Source organism: Actinosynnema sp. NPDC037264 (assembly GCF_055603705.1).
Genome location: NZ_JBVJVK010000030.1, coordinates 60,472 through 79,175 on the forward strand (window position 1 = coordinate 60,472; position 18,704 = coordinate 79,175).

At 72.3% G+C, this 18,704-nt stretch carries 16 protein-coding genes; 9 read left to right on the plus strand and 7 right to left on the minus strand.

The features are described 5' to 3' along the window. Positions 1–28 precede the first annotated feature (28 nt). From ACZ7GX_RS27905 to ACZ7GX_RS27925, 5 genes are all read right to left on the minus strand, one after another. Entirely contained in the window at positions 29–1,210 is a 1,182-nt protein-coding gene (locus ACZ7GX_RS27905; RefSeq protein ID WP_498780845.1) for an MFS transporter, read from the minus strand. Next, on the minus strand, positions 1,207–1,983 hold the full coding sequence (locus ACZ7GX_RS27910) for a DeoR/GlpR family DNA-binding transcription regulator (protein WP_498780846.1): 777 nt from the start codon (positions 1,981–1,983) through the stop codon (positions 1,207–1,209). The genes ACZ7GX_RS27905 and ACZ7GX_RS27910 overlap by 4 nt, the downstream gene beginning before the upstream one ends. A gap of 63 nt (positions 1,984–2,046) precedes the next feature. Next, positions 2,047–3,540 (minus strand): discoidin domain-containing protein, encoded by a 1,494-nt coding sequence (locus ACZ7GX_RS27915; protein WP_498780848.1) that lies wholly within the window; start codon positions 3,538–3,540, stop codon positions 2,047–2,049. 111 nt (positions 3,541–3,651) lie between these two features. Then, a complete protein-coding gene (locus ACZ7GX_RS27920; protein WP_498780849.1) occupies positions 3,652–4,998 on the minus strand; it encodes a multicopper oxidase family protein in 1,347 nt (448 codons plus the stop codon). Then, entirely contained in the window at positions 4,991–5,809 is an 819-nt protein-coding gene (locus ACZ7GX_RS27925) for a cupredoxin domain-containing protein (protein WP_498780850.1), read from the minus strand. Before ACZ7GX_RS27925 ends, ACZ7GX_RS27920 begins: the two co-directional genes overlap by 8 nt. Before the next feature lie 200 nt (positions 5,810–6,009). Between ACZ7GX_RS27925 and ACZ7GX_RS27930 the strand changes: the two genes are divergently transcribed. Beyond that, on the plus strand, positions 6,010–6,948 hold the full coding sequence (locus ACZ7GX_RS27930) for a hypothetical protein (RefSeq protein ID WP_498780852.1): 939 nt from the start codon (positions 6,010–6,012) through the stop codon (positions 6,946–6,948). Between the two features lie 23 nt (positions 6,949–6,971). After that, positions 6,972–7,496, plus strand: coding sequence for a hypothetical protein (locus ACZ7GX_RS27935; protein ID WP_498780853.1), 525 nt, complete (start codon positions 6,972–6,974; stop codon positions 7,494–7,496). 9 nt (positions 7,497–7,505) lie between these two features. Here ACZ7GX_RS27935 and ACZ7GX_RS27940 read toward each other — a convergent pair whose 3' ends face one another. Further along, positions 7,506–8,972 carry a cellulose binding domain-containing protein gene (locus ACZ7GX_RS27940; RefSeq protein WP_498780855.1) on the minus strand — a complete coding sequence of 489 codons (1,467 nt, stop codon included), beginning with the start codon at positions 8,970–8,972 and terminating at the stop codon, positions 7,506–7,508. 121 nt (positions 8,973–9,093) lie between these two features. Continuing rightward, the gene (locus ACZ7GX_RS27945) at positions 9,094–9,561 is read right to left on the minus strand and encodes a nitroreductase family deazaflavin-dependent oxidoreductase (protein WP_498780857.1); all 468 of its coding nucleotides are present in this window, start codon (positions 9,559–9,561) and stop codon (positions 9,094–9,096) included. A 260-nt stretch (positions 9,562–9,821) separates the two neighbouring features. Here ACZ7GX_RS27945 and ACZ7GX_RS27950 point away from each other — a divergent pair, with 260 nt between their 5' ends. The 7 genes from ACZ7GX_RS27950 to ACZ7GX_RS27980 all read left to right on the plus strand — a co-directional run bounded on the left by ACZ7GX_RS27950 (position 9,822) and on the right by ACZ7GX_RS27980 (position 18,691). Next, entirely contained in the window at positions 9,822–11,516 is a 1,695-nt protein-coding gene (locus ACZ7GX_RS27950; protein WP_498780858.1) for an HAL/PAL/TAL family ammonia-lyase, read from the plus strand. A gap of 117 nt (positions 11,517–11,633) precedes the next feature. Beyond that, a complete protein-coding gene (locus ACZ7GX_RS27955; protein ID WP_498780860.1) occupies positions 11,634–12,065 on the plus strand; it encodes a hypothetical protein in 432 nt (143 codons plus the stop codon). A gap of 240 nt (positions 12,066–12,305) precedes the next feature. Continuing rightward, a complete protein-coding gene (locus ACZ7GX_RS27960) occupies positions 12,306–15,488 on the plus strand; it encodes a LamG-like jellyroll fold domain-containing protein (RefSeq protein ID WP_498780861.1) in 3,183 nt (1,060 codons plus the stop codon). 130 nt (positions 15,489–15,618) lie between these two features. Further along, entirely contained in the window at positions 15,619–16,197 is a 579-nt protein-coding gene (locus ACZ7GX_RS27965) for an ATP-dependent Clp protease proteolytic subunit (RefSeq protein ID WP_498780862.1), read from the plus strand. Between the two features lie 111 nt (positions 16,198–16,308). Next, positions 16,309–17,265, plus strand: coding sequence for a phosphotransferase family protein (locus tag ACZ7GX_RS27970; protein ID WP_498780864.1), 957 nt, complete (start codon positions 16,309–16,311; stop codon positions 17,263–17,265). Next, a complete protein-coding gene (locus ACZ7GX_RS27975; RefSeq protein ID WP_498780865.1) occupies positions 17,262–17,900 on the plus strand; it encodes an alpha/beta fold hydrolase in 639 nt (212 codons plus the stop codon). The genes ACZ7GX_RS27970 and ACZ7GX_RS27975 overlap by 4 nt, the downstream gene beginning before the upstream one ends. 56 nt (positions 17,901–17,956) lie before the next feature. Further along, positions 17,957–18,691 carry a class I SAM-dependent methyltransferase gene (locus ACZ7GX_RS27980; protein WP_498780867.1) on the plus strand — a complete coding sequence of 245 codons (735 nt, stop codon included), beginning with the start codon at positions 17,957–17,959 and terminating at the stop codon, positions 18,689–18,691. Positions 18,692–18,704 lie beyond the last annotated feature (13 nt).

Sequence of the window (18,704 nt, forward strand, 5' to 3'; positions counted from 1 at the left end):
GTGGCTGGCGGCGTTCAGGCGACGGTGGTCAGCGCGACCCGACCTGCTCCTCCGCCGGTGCCGGACGCGGGGCGAGGACGCCCGCGAAACCCACCGCCAGCAGGCACAACGCCACCGGCACGAGGAACGCCACGTTCAGCGGGATCCAGTGGGCCAGACCGCCGATCAGCGCCGGACCCGCGAGCAGCCCCACGTAGCCGAGGCCGACGACCCGGGCCATCAACGCGCCCGACGACCGCTTGTCCAGGTTGCCCGCGGCCGAGAAGAGCTGCGGCACGCTGCCCGACAAGCCCAGGCCGAACAGCGCCCAGCCCGCGAACGCCGCCCACACCCACGACGAGAGCACCACGAGCAGGAGCCCGAACGCGGCCAGCGCCGCCCCGTACCGCACGATCGCGACGGGCCCGACGAGCGCGGCGACCCGGTCGGTGGCGAACCGGCCCACGGTCATCGCCACCGCGAACGACCCGTAGGCGAACGCCGCCGTGCTGGTGGAGGTGCCGAGGACGTCCTCGGCGTGCAGCGCGGCCCAGTCGTTGGCGACGCCCTCGGCGAGCATCATGGCGAACGCGATCGCGCCCAGCAGCCACACCAGCTTGGTCGACGGCTTGGCCGACGGCGCGGCCGACGAGGCCTCTGCCGGCTCGGGACGGCCGTCCATCAGGAACCGGCCGGTCACCAGCGACACCACGATGGTGAACACGCCGCACGCGCTCAACGTCACCGTCGTGGGCACGTCGGCGTTCAACGTCACCGCGCCGACGACCGCCGCGATCGCGCCGCCGATCGACCACATCGCGTGGAACGACGCCATGATGGGCCGCGGGTAGGCCCGTTCGACGACCACGGCGTGCGAGTTCATCGCCACGTCGATCGTGCCGTTGCCGAAGCCGAAGCACGCCAGGGCCAGGCCCAGCGTCCACCACGACGTGGCCAGGCCCGGGAAGAACAGGGCGACGCCGAGGAGCACCCCGGCCGCGGGCAGCAGCTTGCGCTGGCCGAGCCGGTCGGCGAGAGGACCGGCGACCTGCATGCCGAGGAACGCCGCCGCGCCGAGCACGAGCAGCAACCCGCCGAGGGTGCTGTGCGAGATGCCGGTCGCGCGTTCGACGTTCGGGATGTGCACCACCCACAGGCCCACGGCGAACCCGTTGATGGTGAAGTAGATCCACGTCGCGACGCGTGCGGCGCGCGGCAGGGGGGTCGTCACAGGTTCTCCAGTCGTTCGGCTACGTGCACGAGCACCCCGCGCGCGGCCAGCTCGCGGCGCACGTCGGTGGGGGTGTCCGAGTCGGTGACCAGCACGTCCGGCCGGTCGGCCGGGCAGACGTGGGCGAGCGCGGTGCGGTCGAACTTCGTGGCGTCGGCGAGCACGATCGTGCGGCCGGACACGGCCATCGCCTGCTGCTTGACCTCGGCGTCGGCCAGGTTGTGCGCGGTGAGCCCGGCGTCCAGGTCGAACGCGCACGGGCTGAGCACGGCGACGTCGAACCGCAGGGCGCGCAGCGACGCCAGCGCCAGCGGGCCGACCATGGCCAGCTCACCGGGCCTCGGCTCGCCTCCGGGCAACAGGAGCCGCACCTCGGGCGCGTCGAGCAGCTCGCGCACCGCGTGCAGGGACAGCGGCATGACGGTGACCGGGCGGCCGCGCAGCAGCTTGGCCACCTCGACCGCCGTCGTGCCGCTGTCCAGCACGATCGTCTCGCCGTCGCGGATCAGCTCGACGGCCGCCGCGGCGATGGCGCGCTTCGCGCCGTTCGCGGTCGCCGTGCGCGCGGTGAACGGGGGCTCGACGCCCGCCGGGCTGAGCGGCACCGCGCCGCCGTGCACCCGGCGCAGCACGCCGCCCGCCGCGAGCAGGTCCAGGTCACGGCGGATGGTCATCTCCGACGCGCCGGTGGCCGCCGCCAGCTCCGCCACGGCGACCTGCGCGCCGGAGCGGAGCCGTTCGACGATCACCCGGTGGCGGTCGGCGCTCTTCACGTGAGCAACCGTCGCAAATCATGTGCGTTCGAACAAGTGAATTGTGCTTACGATCGCAGTCGGTCAGGTCGAGTAGACCTCCAGCTCGTTCACCCGCACGTAGCCGGGCTGGTGCGCGGGGCCCTGCGAGGCGCTGATCCGGACCAGCCGCGAGGTCCGGGCGGGGAAGGTGAGGGAGACGCTCAGCGACGCGTTGTCCGCGACCTCCGCGACGGTCGCGAACGCCGCGCCGTCCCAGACCTGCACCTGGAACGCGCGGATCGGATAGCCCTCGCTGGTGTGGACGACGACCCGGCGGACCGTTTTCGCGCTGCCGAAGTCGACCTGCACCCACTCCGGGCTGCCCGGCGGCCAGGTGCCGGGCGCGTTGGCCCAGCTGTGCGCGCCGCCCGGCCGGGTGTCGCGGACGCAGTCGTTGACGCGGTCGGGGGAGTAGCCGAGGTGCGTGCTGGACGCCGACGCGGTGCTCGCGCACGCCAGGTTGCCGGTCGTGCCGTCGCCGCCCTGGCTGCACGAGGTGAACCGGACCGAGCCGGTGTCGTACTCGCGGTGCGCGGAGTCGGCGAACCGCACCACGGCGTGGCCGGCGTCGTCGTCGCGCCGGTGCCAGGTGACGTTCGCGTCGATCGTCCCGCCGGGGGTCGGGAGGGACAGGGGCACGTCGACCAGCGGACCGCCGTCCTCCTCGTACCACTGGTAGGCGAGCACGTCACCGAGCGCCGAGCGGTCCCACGTGGTGACGAAGACCCCGGACGACTGCCACGAGCCGATGTCGTCCTGCGCGACGCCGGGCAGCGCGATCCGGCGCAGGACGGTTCCCGTGGTGGTGACGACCAGCACCCGCATCTCCCGCTCGCCCTCGAACCAGCTGCCGAACGCGGCGCGGTCGGGCACGCGCCACTGGTGCAGGTGCTCCAAGCCGTTGTCGCGGCGCGACCCGGTCGGGTCGCACACCGCCTGCCCGCTCACCTCCTCCGCCTGGAGGGCCGGCAGGGCGGAGGTCGGTTCGTGGACCGACAGCACCCACACCTCGTTGACGGCGGCGTAGCCCTCGTCGATCGCGTTCGGCAGTGGTCGGACGCCGCCGGTGGGCGAGAGGACGTAGCCGGGAGCGCTGGTGGCCCGTTCGTCGGCGGGCGCGACGGTCAGCACGACGTCGTCACCGGTGGTGACCCCTTCGTCGGCATCGGGGATGTGGATCTGCGCGTCGTAGGCGAAGCCGTTGACGCTCCGCAAGCCCGCGACGGCGGTCTTGAGCTCGACCCACCACGGCTCGTACGGGTTGACGACGTAGGAGTCCTCGGCGGCTTCGACGACCTCCCGCAACAACGCGTCGGTGTCGCCGTGGGACCGGGTGCTCGCGAGGTAGCGCACGAGCGCGCGGAGCCGGCTGTCGGCCGAGGCGGTCAGCACCGGCTGGACCAGGGCTTGCAGCTTCTGGTTGATCACGGTGTCGTCGGTGGGCGCCGCGGCGGCGGGCAGTGGTGCGACGGCCGCGAGCGCGGCGCCGACGAGCAGGGCGGCGAGCGTGGCGGCGATGGATCTTGTGCGTCTCATGGACGAGAACCTCCCCAGGTTTGCGCTACCGCAACGCTCCCGTTCGCACCGCGCGCCCACCATCCGCCGACCCGGTCATCCGCTCGCCCCACCGCTACCGCCCGGGGGCGGTCACCGAACGACCTCCAGCACGCCCATCATGCCCAGGTCCTCGTGGGAGGCGATGTGGCAGTGGTAGACCGTGCGGCCCGGTTCGCCGCGGAACGGGACGGCGATCGTGACGGTGCCGCCCGGTGGGACGTTGACGGTGTCGCGCCACGCCCGCAGCGGTTCGGGAGCGCCGTTGCGGGACAGCACCTGGAACGAGTAGCTGTGCAGGTGGAACGGGTGGTCGGTGGTGTGGTCGTTGACGACGTCCCAGACCTCCAGCGTGCCCAGGCGCGCCTGCAGGTCCACGCGGTGGTGGTCGAAGGTCTTGCCGTCCAGCGTGAAGTGGTCGGTTCCCGTGCCGTCGAACGCGATCCGGCGGCGGCGCACGGCGTTCGCCTCGTCGAGCGCCTCCACGTCGCGCAGCCGTGCGGGCAGGGCGACGGGAGGCAGGCCCGGTGGCACGTCCAGCGCGGCCAGGCGGAACGCGGCGCTCGCCGCACCGCCCTCGCCGTAGACCGAGTACGGCAGCGCGGTGAGTTCCAGGCGACCGGCGACGGTGGTGTCCACCAGCACCTCGGCGCGTTCACCGGGCGCCAGCAGGACCTCCGTCAGCTCGACCGGCTCGGCCACGAAACCGCCGTCGGTCGCGACCAGGTGCAGGGGCGTGCGCTCACCCGAGCGCAGCACGCCGACCAGCAGGTGGTCGCCGGCGGTGGCGTTGAGCAGGCGCAGGCGGGTCCGGCCGCTGGTGGGCGCGAGCACGGGCCGCACGGCGCCGTTGACGCTGATGTCCTGGCCGGTGCGGGTGAACACGAGCAGCCGGTCGTCGCACGACTTCAGCAGTTCGTCGGTCGCGCCGGTGACGACGATCGGTCCGGCCAGGCCCGCGAGCAGCTGTCGTTCGACGTCGCCGTGCGCGTGCGGGTGGTACCAGTAGGTGCCGGCCACGCCCTCGGGCACGGCGAACTCCTGCGTGCTCGTCGCGCCGGGCGGCAGGTGGGTCAGCGGCGCGTCCACGGCGGGTGCGAGCGGGAGGCCGTGCAGGTGGAGGCTGCTGTCGGCGTCGAGGTCGTTGCGGAAACCGAGTCGGACCCGGTCGCCCTCGCGGAGCTTGACCAGCGGACCGGGCGCGGAACCGTTGTAGCGCAGGGAGTCCCCGGACGCGGCGGCGACCAGTTCGCCGCGCAGCACGCCGTCCGCGCCCGCGTGCAGCGGCAGGGTGGTGTGCTCGGGGAGTGGCGGGCCGTCGGCCGGCCCTGGCGCGGCGAGGGTGGCGCGCAGGAGCGGCACACCGCCGGCGACGAGCGCCCCGGCGGTCAGGCCGCCCGCGATCAGCGCGGTCCGCCGGGACATCTTCCGCTCAGCCATGGTGGTGCGCTCCGGAGGGCGTCTCGGTCGCGGTCGTGGTGGGGGTCAACGCGCCCTCGGTGACGGTTAACCGGCCGACCATGCCCTTCTCCTGGTGGTCACCGGCCGCGCAGTGCACCGCGTACTGGCCAGGTCGGGCGTTCACCACGGCGATCCGGGTCCGGCCGCTGGGCACCTCGACGTCCACTCCCAGCTCGGTGATCGTGAACGTGTGGTTGTCGTCGGTGTCGTTGGTGAACTTGAACGCCACCGGCTGACCGCGACCGACGCGCAGCTGGGCGGGGGAGAACTTGAAGTTCGTCAGGTCCACGGTCGGCAGCGCGGCGAGCTGCTCGTCGGTGAGGGACCCGGTGTCGTCGGACTGCGGCCACCCGACGATCAAGGTCGCCGCCAACGCCACCCCGACGGCCGCGCCACCGCCGAGCCCGACGAGCCGCTCACCGTGGCCGGTGCCCGGTCGCAGCACCAGGACCAGCGACGAGACGATCGCGACCCCGGCGGCCACCACGAGCGCCGCCGCGACCGCGAAGGGCAGCACGTCACCGGGGCGGACCAGGTCGAACGCCAGCTCCACCGGCCGGATGAACACGACCAGGGCCGCCACGGCGATGGTCACGACCGGCGCGACCCGGACCCGTCGCCACAGCAGTGCGGCGGCGGCCAGGGGGAGGGCGGAGAGGGCGGCCATGCCCGGGTTGGGTTGGCCGGCGAGGACCAGGAAGGCGATCGCGTTCGCCACGGCCAGCACTGCGGAGGCTGTGAGGGCGGTGGTCGGCGAGGGCGTTCGGCGGTCGAGGGCAGGGGCGGTCATGACAACTCCCGGGCGTGTGATTGGTTAGTCACTCACTACGTCTACAGCTCACCGCGTGGGCCGGTCTTCTGTCAAGTGATGCTGAGAGTGTGGCCGGTTTCGACTGGTGAGTGTTCAGTCACTCTTGTGGATCTGGTAACGGCGTCGAGAACCGCGTCGATGACCTGCGTACATACGTTCGGTGTCAAAGGGGGTGCCTCATGGAGGACCCTGCGGCAGGTCTGTTCCTGCTGAAGGCCGAGGTTCCGGTCGTCGTCACCGGCGAGGAGGACCACCAGGCTTGGCTGGCGAGGTACCCCGTCGCGCCGGGCGGGAGCTGGCGCGTCGTGGTCGCCCTGGCGTGGTGCACGATCAACTCCGGCAAGTACCTGGGCCAGTACGCCATCGAGGTCCGGTTGGACGGGCAGCGGGTCGGTGAGCTGACGTACCTGATGTCACGGCGGTACGCGGACATCATGGGCCAGGTGATCGACGCCGGCGGAAGGCCGGGCTGCGAGGCGGTGATCCGGGTCGGCGAGCGCGGTCACGAGATCGTGGTCCAGCTGCCGCGCGACCCGTCGGCCGTCGTCGTGCCGGCAGGGGCCTTCGCCTCGCCGGTGAAGCGGAAGTCCCGCCGTCCGATGTGGATCGCCGCCGGGGCGGTGGTGTTCCTGTTCGTCGTCATCGGGGCCCTCGCCGACGAGCAACCGTCCACAACGGACTCAGCTGCCACGCTGAGCACGACCGCGACCGACGCGACAACCACCGTGCCGACAACCACCCTGCCGACCACGACCACGACCACGACGACAACCGTGCCGACCACGACCACGACAGCCCCGCCGACCACCACGACCACGACCACGACGACCCTTGCCGAGCCGGCCCCGAAGCCCCAGCCCCAGCCCAATCCGGAGCCGAAGCCGAAGCCGCAACCTCAGCCGCAGCCGCAGCCGCAGCCGGAAACCCTAGCCCCGCCACCGCCCGCGCCGAACCAGGGCTGCCACCCGAGCTACGAGCCGTGCGTGCCCATCGCGAGCGACGTCGACTGCAAGCCCGGCAAGGGCAATGGCCCCGCGTACGTGACCGGCCCGATCAAGGTCATCGGTCCCGACGAGTACCAGTTGGACGCCGACCACGACGGCGTCGGCTGCGAGTAGGCGTCCGGAAAGGGAGAGGTGTCATGTCACGGAGGTTCGGTTCGTTATTGGCGTTGGTGGTGGTCGTGGCGGGCGCTGTGGCGGCCACGGCCGGCGCGGCCAACGCGGTGACGGTGGAGCAGGTCTGCGCCGGCACGTGGGCGGTCACCTACGACCCGCCCATCACCAACACGCCGCAGGTCGTGCGCGGCAACCTCACCGGGGTCTTCCCCACGTGCACGAACCCGGCCGCGCCCAGCGGGTTCTACGGCCAGGAGTTCACCGACACGGTGTCGTGCGCGACGCTGCTCACCGCGGGCGCGGCGTCGCGCACGTACACGTGGACCAACCCGCTGGCCGCGCCGACGACGTTCACCTACAACTGGACGGTCAGCGACGTCGCCGGCCAGGCCGTGATCACCAACACCGGCCTGATCACCAGCGGCACGTTCGCGGGCGCGAGCGCGGAGCAGGTGGCCGTGCTGGTGACACCGGACGTCCTGCAGTGCGCCGGCGCCGGGATCTCCAGCCTCACCGGCCCGACCACGCTGACCGTCTTCCGCCCGTAGCCGCGCCGGTCACCAGTCGAGCGGGAGGGTGGCGACGTAGTCGGTGAGCAGGCCGGTGATGAGCCGGTGGTCGTTGAGGGAGAAGTGCCAGTCGCAGCCGAGCCGGTCGAGCCTCGGGTCCTCGTAGTTCCAGAAGCGCACGAGGTCGTCGCCGCCCGCGTTGCGGGTGGTGACGACCTGCCGGGCGGCCTCGGCGAACAGGTCCGTGGCGCTGACCACGATGACGGTGTCGGGGCCGTACTGGGCGCGGAGCTTGTCGAGGAAGCCCAGGTACGCGGTCCGGTAGGCGGCGGTCAGGCTGTCGGGGGTCCACGGCTCGCCGGGGTTGATCGCGGTGGAGAAGTCGTTGGTGCCCAGGCCGACGACCACGAGCTGGGGCCGCCACGTGTCCGGGTTGCGCCACACGTCGCCGGCCACGTTCTGCAGGCCGCGGTCGTAGTAGGTGCGGAACGTGGTGTCCGGGTCGCCGCCGTTGTAGTTGCGGACCATGCCGCGGCCGGAGTGGGCGTTGACCTGGTAGTCGGCGCCGAGGGCGCGGGCGGTGAGGGGGCCGAACGCGAGGTCGGTGTTGGTGTTGCGGTCGACGCCGCCGTTGGCCGAGCAGTCACGGGTGGTGGAGGTGTTGCCGTAGCCCGCGGTCAGCGAGTCGCCGATGAACTCGATCTGGCGGGTGCGCGCGGCGGGCTTGGCGAGGATCTCGCCGCCGGCGGCGGGCAGGAACCCGCCGAACTCGCCGCTGGCCCAGGTGCTCTCGGTGCGCTTGACCAACCGGACGGTGTGCTCGGCGTCGGTCAGGCCGTTGATCCACCGGGTGACCCGGCCGGGCGTGACCAGCGTGGCGACGGTCCGGCCGTCGACCTGGACGTCGTAGTCGTTGACGGCGTCGTTGAGCACGATGCCGACACCGGTGCCGCGGAAGCGGCTCTCGAAGTAGATGCCGGGCCACGTGTACCGCGCGGTGTCCGCGGTGGCCCGGACCCGGCCGACGGTGTGCGTCCGGCCGAGGATGTCGGACACCGGCGGCGTGGACGTCGTCGTGGTGGTGGTCGACGTGACGGTGGTCCCGGTGCACGGGGTGCCGTTGAGCGCGAAGTCGGTGGGCGCCGGGTTCGAGCCGGTCCACGAGCCGTTGAAGCCGAACCCGGCGCTCGCGCCGGTGCCGAGGCGGCCGTTCCAGCTCACGCTGTCGACCTGGACCCGCGCGCCGGACTGGCTCACCGTGCCGTTCCAGAGCTGGGTGACCTTCTGGCCGGCGGCGAACGACCACGTCAGCCGCCAGCTCGCGACCGGGTCGCCGAGGTTGGTGACGCTCGCGTTCGCGCCGAAACCACCCGACCACTGGTTGGTCACCTGGTAGGTGACCTTGCAGCCGACGGCCGCTTGGGCCGGTGCGGTGACGGCGACGGCGGTCAAGGCCGCGGTCACGCCGACGACGGCCACGCCGGCGATCGCCGACCGATAGCGGGTGGTGTGCACCTGTTCCTCCACGATCCGGGTCCGACGCTGGGCCTGGGAACGCTCCCGGGCGACCGTAGCGAAGAAGTTGCGCAGCGAGAAGGTCTGGCGCGGATCGGGCCGGGGAGCGTATCGATTGGTGTCAGGCCCGATCGGCTCGGGTCAGCGCGACCACCGGGATCGTGCGGGTCACGCCGGCCTGGTAGCCCGCGTAGAACGGGTACCGACGGGCCACGGTCTCGAACGCCCGATCACGCTCCGCGCCGTCGAGGACGACCGCGTCGGCGGCGAACCGCTCGCCTTCCACCTCGACGGTGACCTCGGGGGTGGACACCAGGTTGTGGTACCAGTCCGGGTGGCGCGGCTTGCCGAAGTTGCTGGCCACCACCAGGTAGCGGTCGCCGTCGCGGTGGTGGAGCGTGAGGATGCTCCTCGGCTTGCCCGACCGCGCACCGGTCGTGGTCAGCCGCAGCAGGTCCATGCCGGCCATCGCGCCGCCGACCCGGCCGCCGTTGGCGCGGTACTCCTCCAGGACGGCCGCGTTCCACGCGAAGACCTCCTCGCGGGACGCGTCCGGTGCCGGAACCTTCTCGCTGGCCTTAATGCTCACCCGTGCTCCTTAGCTGATTGCTCGTGCCGCAGGACCCGGTCGTGGCGCGGACTGCCGGTTCCGCGCCGGGTTCCCCGTCCCGAAGATATGCCGGGACACCAGCGTCCGCACCCGTCTGCTGTGAGGTGCCGGGTGATCAGCGGTGCACGTCGTGGGCATCACCCGATCGTTCGGTTCGTGCGCGCACGCCCGGCCGAGGAACGCTCCCGGTGCCAGGATCCCGGGCGAGAACCTGGTCCTCGAACGAGGTAGGAGCGCGAATGCAGGTCCCGTGGCGGTTCCTGGTCGTCCTCGCCGTCGGCGCCGTCACGGTGTCGAGCACGGCCGCCGCGCCGGCCGACGTGGCGACCCGGCAGCACGCGCCCGCGCTGGAGCTGGACGGCGACTCGTTGACCTGGTCGCGGTTGGTGGAGGTGCTCGAAGCCGACCGCGTCACCGTCCGCCTCGGCCTGAAGTCCCGCCAGGAGATGGTCAAGACCCGGCAGGGCGCCGAGGCGGCGCTCGCGGCCGGGCAGCGCGTGTACGGGTGGAACCAGGCGTTGGGCCCGTTGAAGGACCAGCCGCTGCCCGAGGCGGACCGGGTGGAGTTCCAGCGCCGGGTGCTGCGCTCGCACGCCGCCGGTGTCGGTCCCGCGCTGGACGACCGGGTGGCGCGGTTGGCGTTGGTGCTGCGGGCCAACACGATGGCGCGCGGCACGATGGGGGTGCGGCCGGAGTTCGTCGACCGGATCCTGGAACTGGTCAACGCCGGCGTCACGCCGCGGATGCCGGAGATCGGGTCGTTGGGCACCGGCGACCTCCAGCCGATGGCGGCGGCGGGCCTGGTGCTCACCGGCGAGCCCGCGCCCGCCCGCTTCCAGGGCCGGGAAGCGCCCGCGCCGGAGATCCTCGCCGCGGCCGGCGTCGCGCCGACGTTCCAGCTGGCGCAGGGCGAGGCGTTGCCGCTGATCAGCGGGAGCAGCGTGGTCACCGCGCGGTACGTCGACGCGGTCGTGCGCGCGGAACGGCTGCTCGACACCTATGACGGTGCGTTCGCGTTGTTCCTGGAGGCGACCAGGGCCGAACAGGGCGCGTTCGACGCCCGCACCCACGACGAGCGGCGCATCCCCGCCGAGGTCGAGGCCGCCCGCGTCACCAGGGCGTTGATCTGCGGCACGGGGTGGATGACCGAGGAGGGGCGCAAGGCGATCAGCGACGAGGGTCCGCGCATCCAGGACGCCGTGTCGGTGCGCGCCACCCCGCACATCGTCGGGGCGCTGCGGCAACGGCTGACCGACGCCCGCGTTCACGTCGAACGCGAGGCGAACGCGTCCACGTCCAACCCGCTGGTGTTCGCCAAGCCGGGCGGCGGCCACGAGTTCGTCATGGGCGGCAACTGGGACGCCGCGCTGCTCGGCCACGAGATCGACTCGCTCAACGCCCAGATCGCCGACCTCGGCGTGCTGTCGCAGGAGCTGTCCGCGCGGCTGCTGTCCGAGAAGTGGAGCTACCACCTGCCGGCCAACCTCGCCGGCGGCGAGATCGGGCTGAACTCCGGCATGGTGCAGGCGCAGACCGTCGCGGTGGCGCTGGTGCCGGAGATGCAGCAGCTGGCCACGCCCGCCGGCACGCTGTCCCGGCCGGCGAAGTTCGGGCAGGAGGACCACAACACGATGGCGATGGCCTCGGTCCGCGCCCTGCACGCCAACCTCGACCGCCTGGAGACGGTGCTGGCGGTGCACGTGCTGATGGCGGCCCAGGGGATCGACCTGATCAAGGACAAGATGGCCGCGTTCCCGTTGGGCCAGGGCACGGACCGGCTGCACCAAGCCGTGCGGCGGCACATCGCGCCCTTGGTCGACGACCGCTACCTGACCCCGGACCTGGAGAAGGCGACGGAACTCGTGCGCAGCGGCGAACTGAGCCGGGAGGTGCGGGCCGCCCTCTCGCCGGGGCAGGACAAGTGCGCGGCGTAGGCAGGGTTTCTGCGGTCGCTTAGCCGACCGGTGTTGGTCCCCTCACGCCCTCCGCCGTCCGGCCGCACTCGCGCCAACCCGGCCTACGGTGCCGCACGGCCCGCTTAAGGTGCGGGGATGGCGGAGGACGGGTTCGTCGAGGTACGCGGGGCCAACCGGGGCAACAACGTGATCCTGCACCTCTTCGCCCTGGCGTTGATGGTCACCGGACCGATCGTCTACGCGGCCAACGACGGCGGCACCGTCGGCATCGTGCTCACCGTGGTGCTGCTGCCGCTGGGCATCGCCGTGTGGCGCGGTATCGCACGCGCCAAGCGGCGGCTGCTGCGCCTGGACGAGGTAGGTCTGCCCGCGACCGCCGAGGTCCTGTCGATGGAGCCGATCAGCGAGGACTCCACGATTCGCGTCCGGCTGCGGATCAGCGGCCCGGACGTGCCCGAGTTCGAGATCGAGCACGACGCCGGGTACCACCCCAGCCTCAGGCCCGGGAACAAGCTCGTCGCGGCGGTCGACCCCGACGACCACCGCGACTTCGAACTGGACTACTAGGACAGGACCTTCCGCGCGGAGCCGGACCGAGGCCGCCTCGGATAACAGGGAGTGCCGCCGAACGCCGGCCTCCAGCGGGCTCGGGAGGTCCGCGATGGTTCGGACCTTTGTGTGGGATTGAGCGGTGACGCTGTGGGAGCGCTCCCAACTGTGAGGCTTCTTGTTGTCTTCTGCGGGGGTTTGTGGATAGATGAACGGCGTTTGTGATGGGCCTCATAGTCGAGCCCCGAGGAGAGTTACATGCCCCGTGCCGCCAGACGGCTGTCCGCCCTGCTCTTGGCACTCCTGCTCACCCCCGTCCTCGCCGGTACCGCGACCGCCGCCGCGCCGCCCGCGCACGGCCTCAAGGGCGAGTACTTCCGGATGTCCGCTCCCGGCGCCCGCGACTTCGCCGAGTCCGGCGGCGCCACCCTCGACCCGAACGTCGACTTCGCCGACCTGACCGGCACGTTCCAGCAGCTCACCGGCCGCACCGAGCACACCACGGCCCGCTGGACCGGCAGCCTCACCGCGCCCGCCACCGGCGACTACACCTTCCACGCCATCGGCGACAACGGCTTCCGCCTGTTCCTCGACGGCGCGCCGGTCATCGACCACTGGGTCGGCGACTGGGACGTCGAGCAGCACAGCGCGCCGGTCCACCTCGTCGCGGGCGAGCGGCACGACTTCCGGATGGAGCTCTTCCAGGACGTCGGCGGCGCGAACCTGCGCCTGCGCTGGTCGACGCCGACGCTGGCCAAGCAGCCGGTGCCGGAAACGGCGTTCCTCCCGCCCGCCGACTTCCCGGTCTACCCGGTCGGCCTGACCGTGTCACCGGACGGCCGGCGGCTGGAGGCGGCCTTCGACCAGCCGGTGACCGCCCTCGGCGACCTGAAGTCGCACCTCAAGGTCGAGGTCGACACCGTGCCGTTCCCGATCGAGTCCGCCGCCGTCGACCGGCGCGACCGCACCAAGGTGATCGTGAAGCTCGGCGCGACCATCCAGAAGCCGCAACGCGTCCGGGTCACCTACGACGGCAGCGGCGGCCTGGTCGTGGGCGCGGAAACGGTGCCGCGGATCATCCGCAGCGCGACCAACACCTCCACCCAACGCCTGCTGACCGAGTGGGGCGAGGAACTCGACGAGGACCACCCGCTGCCCGAGTACCCGCGCCCCCAGCAGGAGCGCGACGAGTGGCTCAACCTCAACGGCCGGTGGGAGTTCTCCGCCGCCACCGCCGGGCAGCAGCCCGCGTTCGGCCGCGCGCTGCCCGAGCGGATCACCGTGCCGTTCCCGGTGGAGTCCCAGCTCTCCGGGCTGGAACGCCACGAGGACCACATGTTCTACCGCCGCCAGTTCGAGGTGCCGCGCGACTGGCGCGTCGGCCGCGGCCAGCGGCTCAAGCTCAACTTCGGTGCGGTCGACCACCACGCCAGGGTGTGGGTGGACGGCACGCTCGTCGCCGAGCACACCGGCGGCTACACCGCGTTCACCGCCGACATCACCGACGCCCTGCGCGGCGGCGGCAGGCACGAGCTGATCGTCGCCGTCACCGACACCACCGGCGACAACCAGCCCATCGGCAAGCAGTCCCGCAACCCCGGCGGCATCGTCTACACGCCGTCCTCGGGCATCTGGCAGACCGTGTGGCTGGAGCCCGTGCCGGACAAGGCGATCGACGACGTGAAGACCACGCCGGACATCACCAAGGGCACGCTCACCGTCCACGTGTCGTCCTCGACGGCCTCGGCGAACGCCAAGGTCACCGCCACCGCCCGAGACAAGCGGGGCACGAAGGTCGGCACGGTCACCGGCGCGCCGAACACCGACCTGACCCTGCCGGTGCCGAACCCGCGCCTGTGGAGCCCGGACGACCCGTACCTGTACGACCTGGACGTGACCCTGGAGGACGGTCGCAGCAAGGACGAGGTCGAGAGCTACTTCGGCATGCGTTCCATCGGTGTGCGCACCGTGGCCGGCTTCCCGAAGCTCGTCCTCAACGGCGAGCCGGTGTTCTCGCTGGCCATGCTGGACCAGGGCTTCTGGCCCGACGGCCTCAACACCGCGCCCAGCGACGAGGCGCTGGCGTGGGACATCAAGGCCCAGAAGGACCTCGGGTTCAACGCGCTGCGCAAGCACATCAAGGTCGAGCCCGCCCGCTGGTACTACCACGCCGACCAGCTCGGCATGTTGGTGTGGCAGGACTTCGTGAACGTCAACGTCACCGACGAGACCGGGCAGCAGGCGTTCCTGACCGAGGGCAGGCGCGCGATGGAGCAGCTGCACGACTCGCCCGCCATCATCGGCTGGGTCGTGTTCAACGAGGGCTGGGGCGAGTGGAACCGGGAGGAGACCGGCCGCATCACCGAGTCGGTCAAGGCCGCGGACCCGTCCCGGGTCGTCAACGCGCACAGCGGCGTCAACTGCTGCGCGTCGAAGGGCGACTCGGGCAAGGGTGACGTGATCGACCACCACGACTACAACAACACCGACCCGGCCTGGCCGGACGCCACCCGCGTCGCGATGGACGGCGAGCACGGCGGGTTCACCCTGCGCACGCCCGGCCACCAGTGGCCCGGCGCGCCGGCCGTGATCTACAGCGGCGTGCCCGACAAGGCCGCGTTGACCGCGAAGTACGTGTCGAACACCGAGACGTTCTACCTCGACGCGGCCGGCGCGGAGCTGTCCGGGTCGGTCTACACGCAGATCACCGACGTGGAGACCGAGCTGAACGGCCTGTGGACCTACGACCGGCGGGAGATCAAGGTCGACCCGGGACCGGTGCGTGAGATCAACAGGCGGGTGGTCGCGGCCGGCGCCGCGGCGGCCGAGCGCACGTACGACGGCAAGGGCTCCTGGTCCTTGGACGGCAACGGCGACGACACGAGCGGCGCGCCGAACCCGTTGTCCCTCACCGGGGACGCGGCGTGGACGGCCGGCGTGCGCGGGCAGGCGCTGGCGTTCGACGGGAACGGCGACTACGCCCAGACCACCGGACCGGTGCTCGACACCACCGGCTCGTACTCGGTGTCGGCGTGGGTGCGGATGGACTCGCTGCCCGGCAACTACGCCACCGCCGTCAGCCAGGACGGCCGGCGCGTGGAGAACCCGTTCTACCTCCAGTACGGGCAGGGCCGGTGGGCGTTCAGCGTGCCCGGCGGCCGGCGGGCCACGCTGGCCGCCACACCGGAGCTCGGCCGCTGGTACCACCTGGTCGGCGTGCGTGACGAGGCGGCGGGCGAGACGCGCCTGTACGTCGACGGCGTGCGTGCGGCCGCGATCCCGATCGGGCCGGACGAGGTGAGCACCGGACCGTTGGCCGTCGGCCGCGCCAAGTACGCGGGCGTCCGCGGCGACTTCTGGCACGGCGCGGTCGACGAGGTCCGAGCCGTGGACCGCGCCCTGACCGACGCGGAGGTGGCCGAGCAGCACGCGGCGCGCTGACCGGGCACGTGAGGACGGAGGGCTGCGGGATGACGGTCCCGCAGCCCTCCGTGCTCGACCAGCGTGTTCTGCCGGGCGTGACAGCTTCAGGTCACAGGTCCTGCCGGTGGCCCGTCGCTCCCTAAGGTGGGTGAATGATCTTCCCTTTGAAGCCGTGGTGAGCGGGCACGGCGTGGTCGACCGCGCTCAGCGACTGCTGCGGGAACGGATAGTCCTGCTGACCTCCGAGGTCGACGACGCGGCGGCCGACCAGGTCGTCGGCCAACTCCTGCTCATGGAACAGGCCGATCCGACCGCGGACATCCACTTCTACCTCAACTCGCCGGGCGGCGGGGTCACCGCGGGCATGGCGATCTTCGACACGATGCGGCACATCCGCCCCGACGTGGTCACCTGGGCCGCCGGACTGGCCGCCGGCATCGCCGCGGTCCTGCTGTCGAACGGCGCGCCGGGCAAGAGGTACGCGCTGCCGCACGCCAAGATCATGATGATGAAGCCGTCGTGGCCGGCCGACCCGACCCCGGCGCAGCTCGACATGCTCGCCCGGACCACCGACGAGATGACGGCCATCGTCGCGGCGCAGACCGGTCAGCCCGTCGAGCAGGTCGCCGCGGATGCCGCCGTGGGCAGGTGGTTCACCGCGGAGGAGGCCCTCGCCTACGGCCTGGTCGACGGGATCCGCGACCGGCTGGGCCGCAACCCGCAGTGATCCGCCGGGGTCGTGGGCGGCTCGGCGTGGGAGGCTTCGCGCTGCCGCGGCTCGACTGGTCGGCCGTGAAATCCGGGTGCGGGCACGGGGGAGGGCGGGTGTACTCCCGTCATGGTCGAACACCGTCAGCGTCACACCGACGAGTGGGTCGCGCACTTCGTCCGCCGGGGCCACCGCGCGCCGCGCCCGCTGGCCGCCGGGGTCGAGGGCGCGGTCTACCGGCTCGACGCGGGTCTGGTCGCCAAGGTGTGGAGCGGCCGGCCGCCGGCGGACCTCGACCTCACGCGTCGGGTCTACGTCGACGTCGCCCGGCACCGGCTGCCCTTCGCCACGCCGGAGATCCTCGACACCGAGGTCCACGACGGCGTCCTCGTCACCTACGAACGGGAGCTGACCGGGACACCCTTCCGCGCCGACCCGGTCATGACCTCCGCCGAACGCGACCTGCCCGCCACCGAGACCACCGCGCTGCTGACGGTCCTGCGCGGCCTCGCCACCGTGCCCGGCACCGAGGCCATGCGCGAACTCACCGTCCAGGGCGACGACCGCCCCCTCTGGCAGGGGCACGCGCGGTTCCCCGACGCGCTCGCCGCCCTCGTCCGCCGTGCCGCCCGCCGCCACGGCGACCTGCTCGCCTCCCACGTCCCGGACCTGCACGCCACGGTGGCACGGGTCCTCGCCGCCCTCACGGCCCTGCCCGACCCACCCGTCAGCGTCGTCCACGGCGACCTCGTCCCGCCCAACATCCACGTGGACGACACCGGCCGCCCCACCGCCGTCCTGGACTTCGGCTTCTTCACCACCGCCGGCGATCCCGCGTTCGACGCCGCCGTCACCGCCGCCGTCTGGGACATGTACGGACCCCACGCCGACCACCACACCGCGACCCTCACCCGCCTGTTCGCCGACGAGCTCGGCCACCCCGTCGAGACCCTCGCGCTCTACCAGGCCGTGTACGCCCTCACCACCTACGACCTGTTCTCCGCCGACGGCGGCGACGGCCACTTCCACTGGTGCGCCGCCCTTCTCCGGAGCAGGGCGACCCGGGGTGGCAGGGTGTGGCCATGAGCACCTTCGTGTTGGTCCACGGCGGGGGCGGCAGCGGTCGGGACTTCGAGCGCCTCGAACCCGAGCTGCGCGTGCGCGGCCACGACGTCGTGGCCCCCGACCTGCCCATCGACGACCCGGCGGCCGGGCTCGCCGAGTTCACCGAGACCGTCGTGGACGCCATCGGCGAACGCCGGGACCTCGTGGTGGTGGGGCACTCCTACGGTGGCTTCACCGCACCGCTGGTGTGCGCACGGCTGCCCGTGCGGCTCCTGGTGTTCCTCGCCGGGATGGTGCCCGCGCCGGGGGAGAAGCCGGGCGACTGGTGGGACAACACCGGCTTCGAGCACCCCGAGGGCCTCGACGACACCGAGGTGTTCTTCAACGGCGTCCCGGCCGACGTCGTGGCGCGGGCCCAGGCGCACGGCCGATCGCAGGTCAGCGCGGAGTCCTCCGAGCCTTGGCCGCTCGACGCGCTGCCGGACGTGCCCACCCGCGTGCTGCTGTGCCGGGACGACCGGTTCTTCCCGCCGGAGTTCCAACGGCGGGTCGCGCGCGAGCGGCTCGGCCTGGAGCCCGACGAGATCGACGGGCCGCACTGCGTCCCGGTCAGCCACCCGGTGGAGCTGGCCGAGAGGCTCGTCTCGTACCTCTAGCCGGCGCGGTGTCCCGGGTGGGGCGGGTCGTCGGGAACCGCCGGCAGTATGGGTCCATGCCTGCCAATCTCGAGAGCTCCGCCGGCGTGGCCGTGGAGAACGACTACGACGGCTTCGCCGAGGCGTACGCGGCGGAGAACGAGACCAGCCTCCTCAACGCCTACTACACCCTGCCCGCGGTCCTCGACCTGGTCGGGGACGTGGCCGGGCGGCGGATCCTCGACGCCGGCTGCGGCTCCGGCACGGTGACCGCGGCGCTGCGCGACCGCGGCGCCGTCGTGTCCGGTTTCGACCGCAGCGCCAAGATGGTGGAGCTCGCCCGGCGGCGACTGGGCGACGACGTGGACCTCCGGGTCGCCGACATCGCCGCGCCGCTGCCGTACCCCGACGCCGCGTTCGACGACGTCGTCGCGGCCCTGGTGCTGCACTACCTGGAGGACTGGACCGGACCGCTGGCCGAGCTGCGGCGCGTGCTGGAGCCCGGCGGGCGGCTGGTCGTGGTCGTCAACCACCCCCTCCTCGTCAAACTGGTGGATCCCGCGGCCGACTACTTCGCGACCAGCAAGTGGTCCAGCGAGCACAGCTTCAACGGTCAGCCGGCCGTGCTCACCTACTGGCACCGGCCGCTGCACGCGATGACCGACGCCTTCACCGCGGCCGGCTTCCGCACCGCCGTCATCAGCGAACCGCACCCGGCGCCGGAAGCCCGCGAGCTGTTCCCCGACGAGCTGGCGAAGTTCCCCTCCGGGGCGTTCCTGAGCTTCCTGTTCTTCGTCCTGGAAGCGGTCTAACCGGGGGCACGTC

Bases quoted from the DNA above. Each gene is read 5' to 3' on its own strand.
- ACZ7GX_RS27955 (WP_498780860.1), top strand. From the start codon at position 11,634: ATGGCGGAGGACGGGTTCGTCGAGGTACGCGGGGCCAACCGGGGCAAC.
- ACZ7GX_RS27920 (WP_498780849.1), bottom strand. From the start codon at position 4,998: ATGGCTGAGCGGAAGATGTCCCGGCGGACCGCGCTGATCGCGGGCGGC.
- ACZ7GX_RS27960 (WP_498780861.1), top strand. From the start codon at position 12,306: ATGCCCCGTGCCGCCAGACGGCTGTCCGCCCTGCTCTTGGCACTCCTG.
- ACZ7GX_RS27970 (WP_498780864.1), top strand. From the start codon at position 16,309: ATGGTCGAACACCGTCAGCGTCACACCGACGAGTGGGTCGCGCACTTC.
- ACZ7GX_RS27935 (WP_498780853.1), top strand. From the start codon at position 6,972: ATGTCACGGAGGTTCGGTTCGTTATTGGCGTTGGTGGTGGTCGTGGCG.
- ACZ7GX_RS27930 (WP_498780852.1), top strand. From the start codon at position 6,010: ATGGAGGACCCTGCGGCAGGTCTGTTCCTGCTGAAGGCCGAGGTTCCG.
- ACZ7GX_RS27925 (WP_498780850.1), bottom strand. From the start codon at position 5,809: ATGACCGCCCCTGCCCTCGACCGCCGAACGCCCTCGCCGACCACCGCC.
- ACZ7GX_RS27980 (WP_498780867.1), top strand. From the start codon at position 17,957: ATGCCTGCCAATCTCGAGAGCTCCGCCGGCGTGGCCGTGGAGAACGAC.
- ACZ7GX_RS27950 (WP_498780858.1), top strand. From the start codon at position 9,822: ATGCAGGTCCCGTGGCGGTTCCTGGTCGTCCTCGCCGTCGGCGCCGTC.
- ACZ7GX_RS27975 (WP_498780865.1), top strand. From the start codon at position 17,262: ATGAGCACCTTCGTGTTGGTCCACGGCGGGGGCGGCAGCGGTCGGGAC.
- ACZ7GX_RS27915 (WP_498780848.1), bottom strand. From the start codon at position 3,540: ATGAGACGCACAAGATCCATCGCCGCCACGCTCGCCGCCCTGCTCGTC.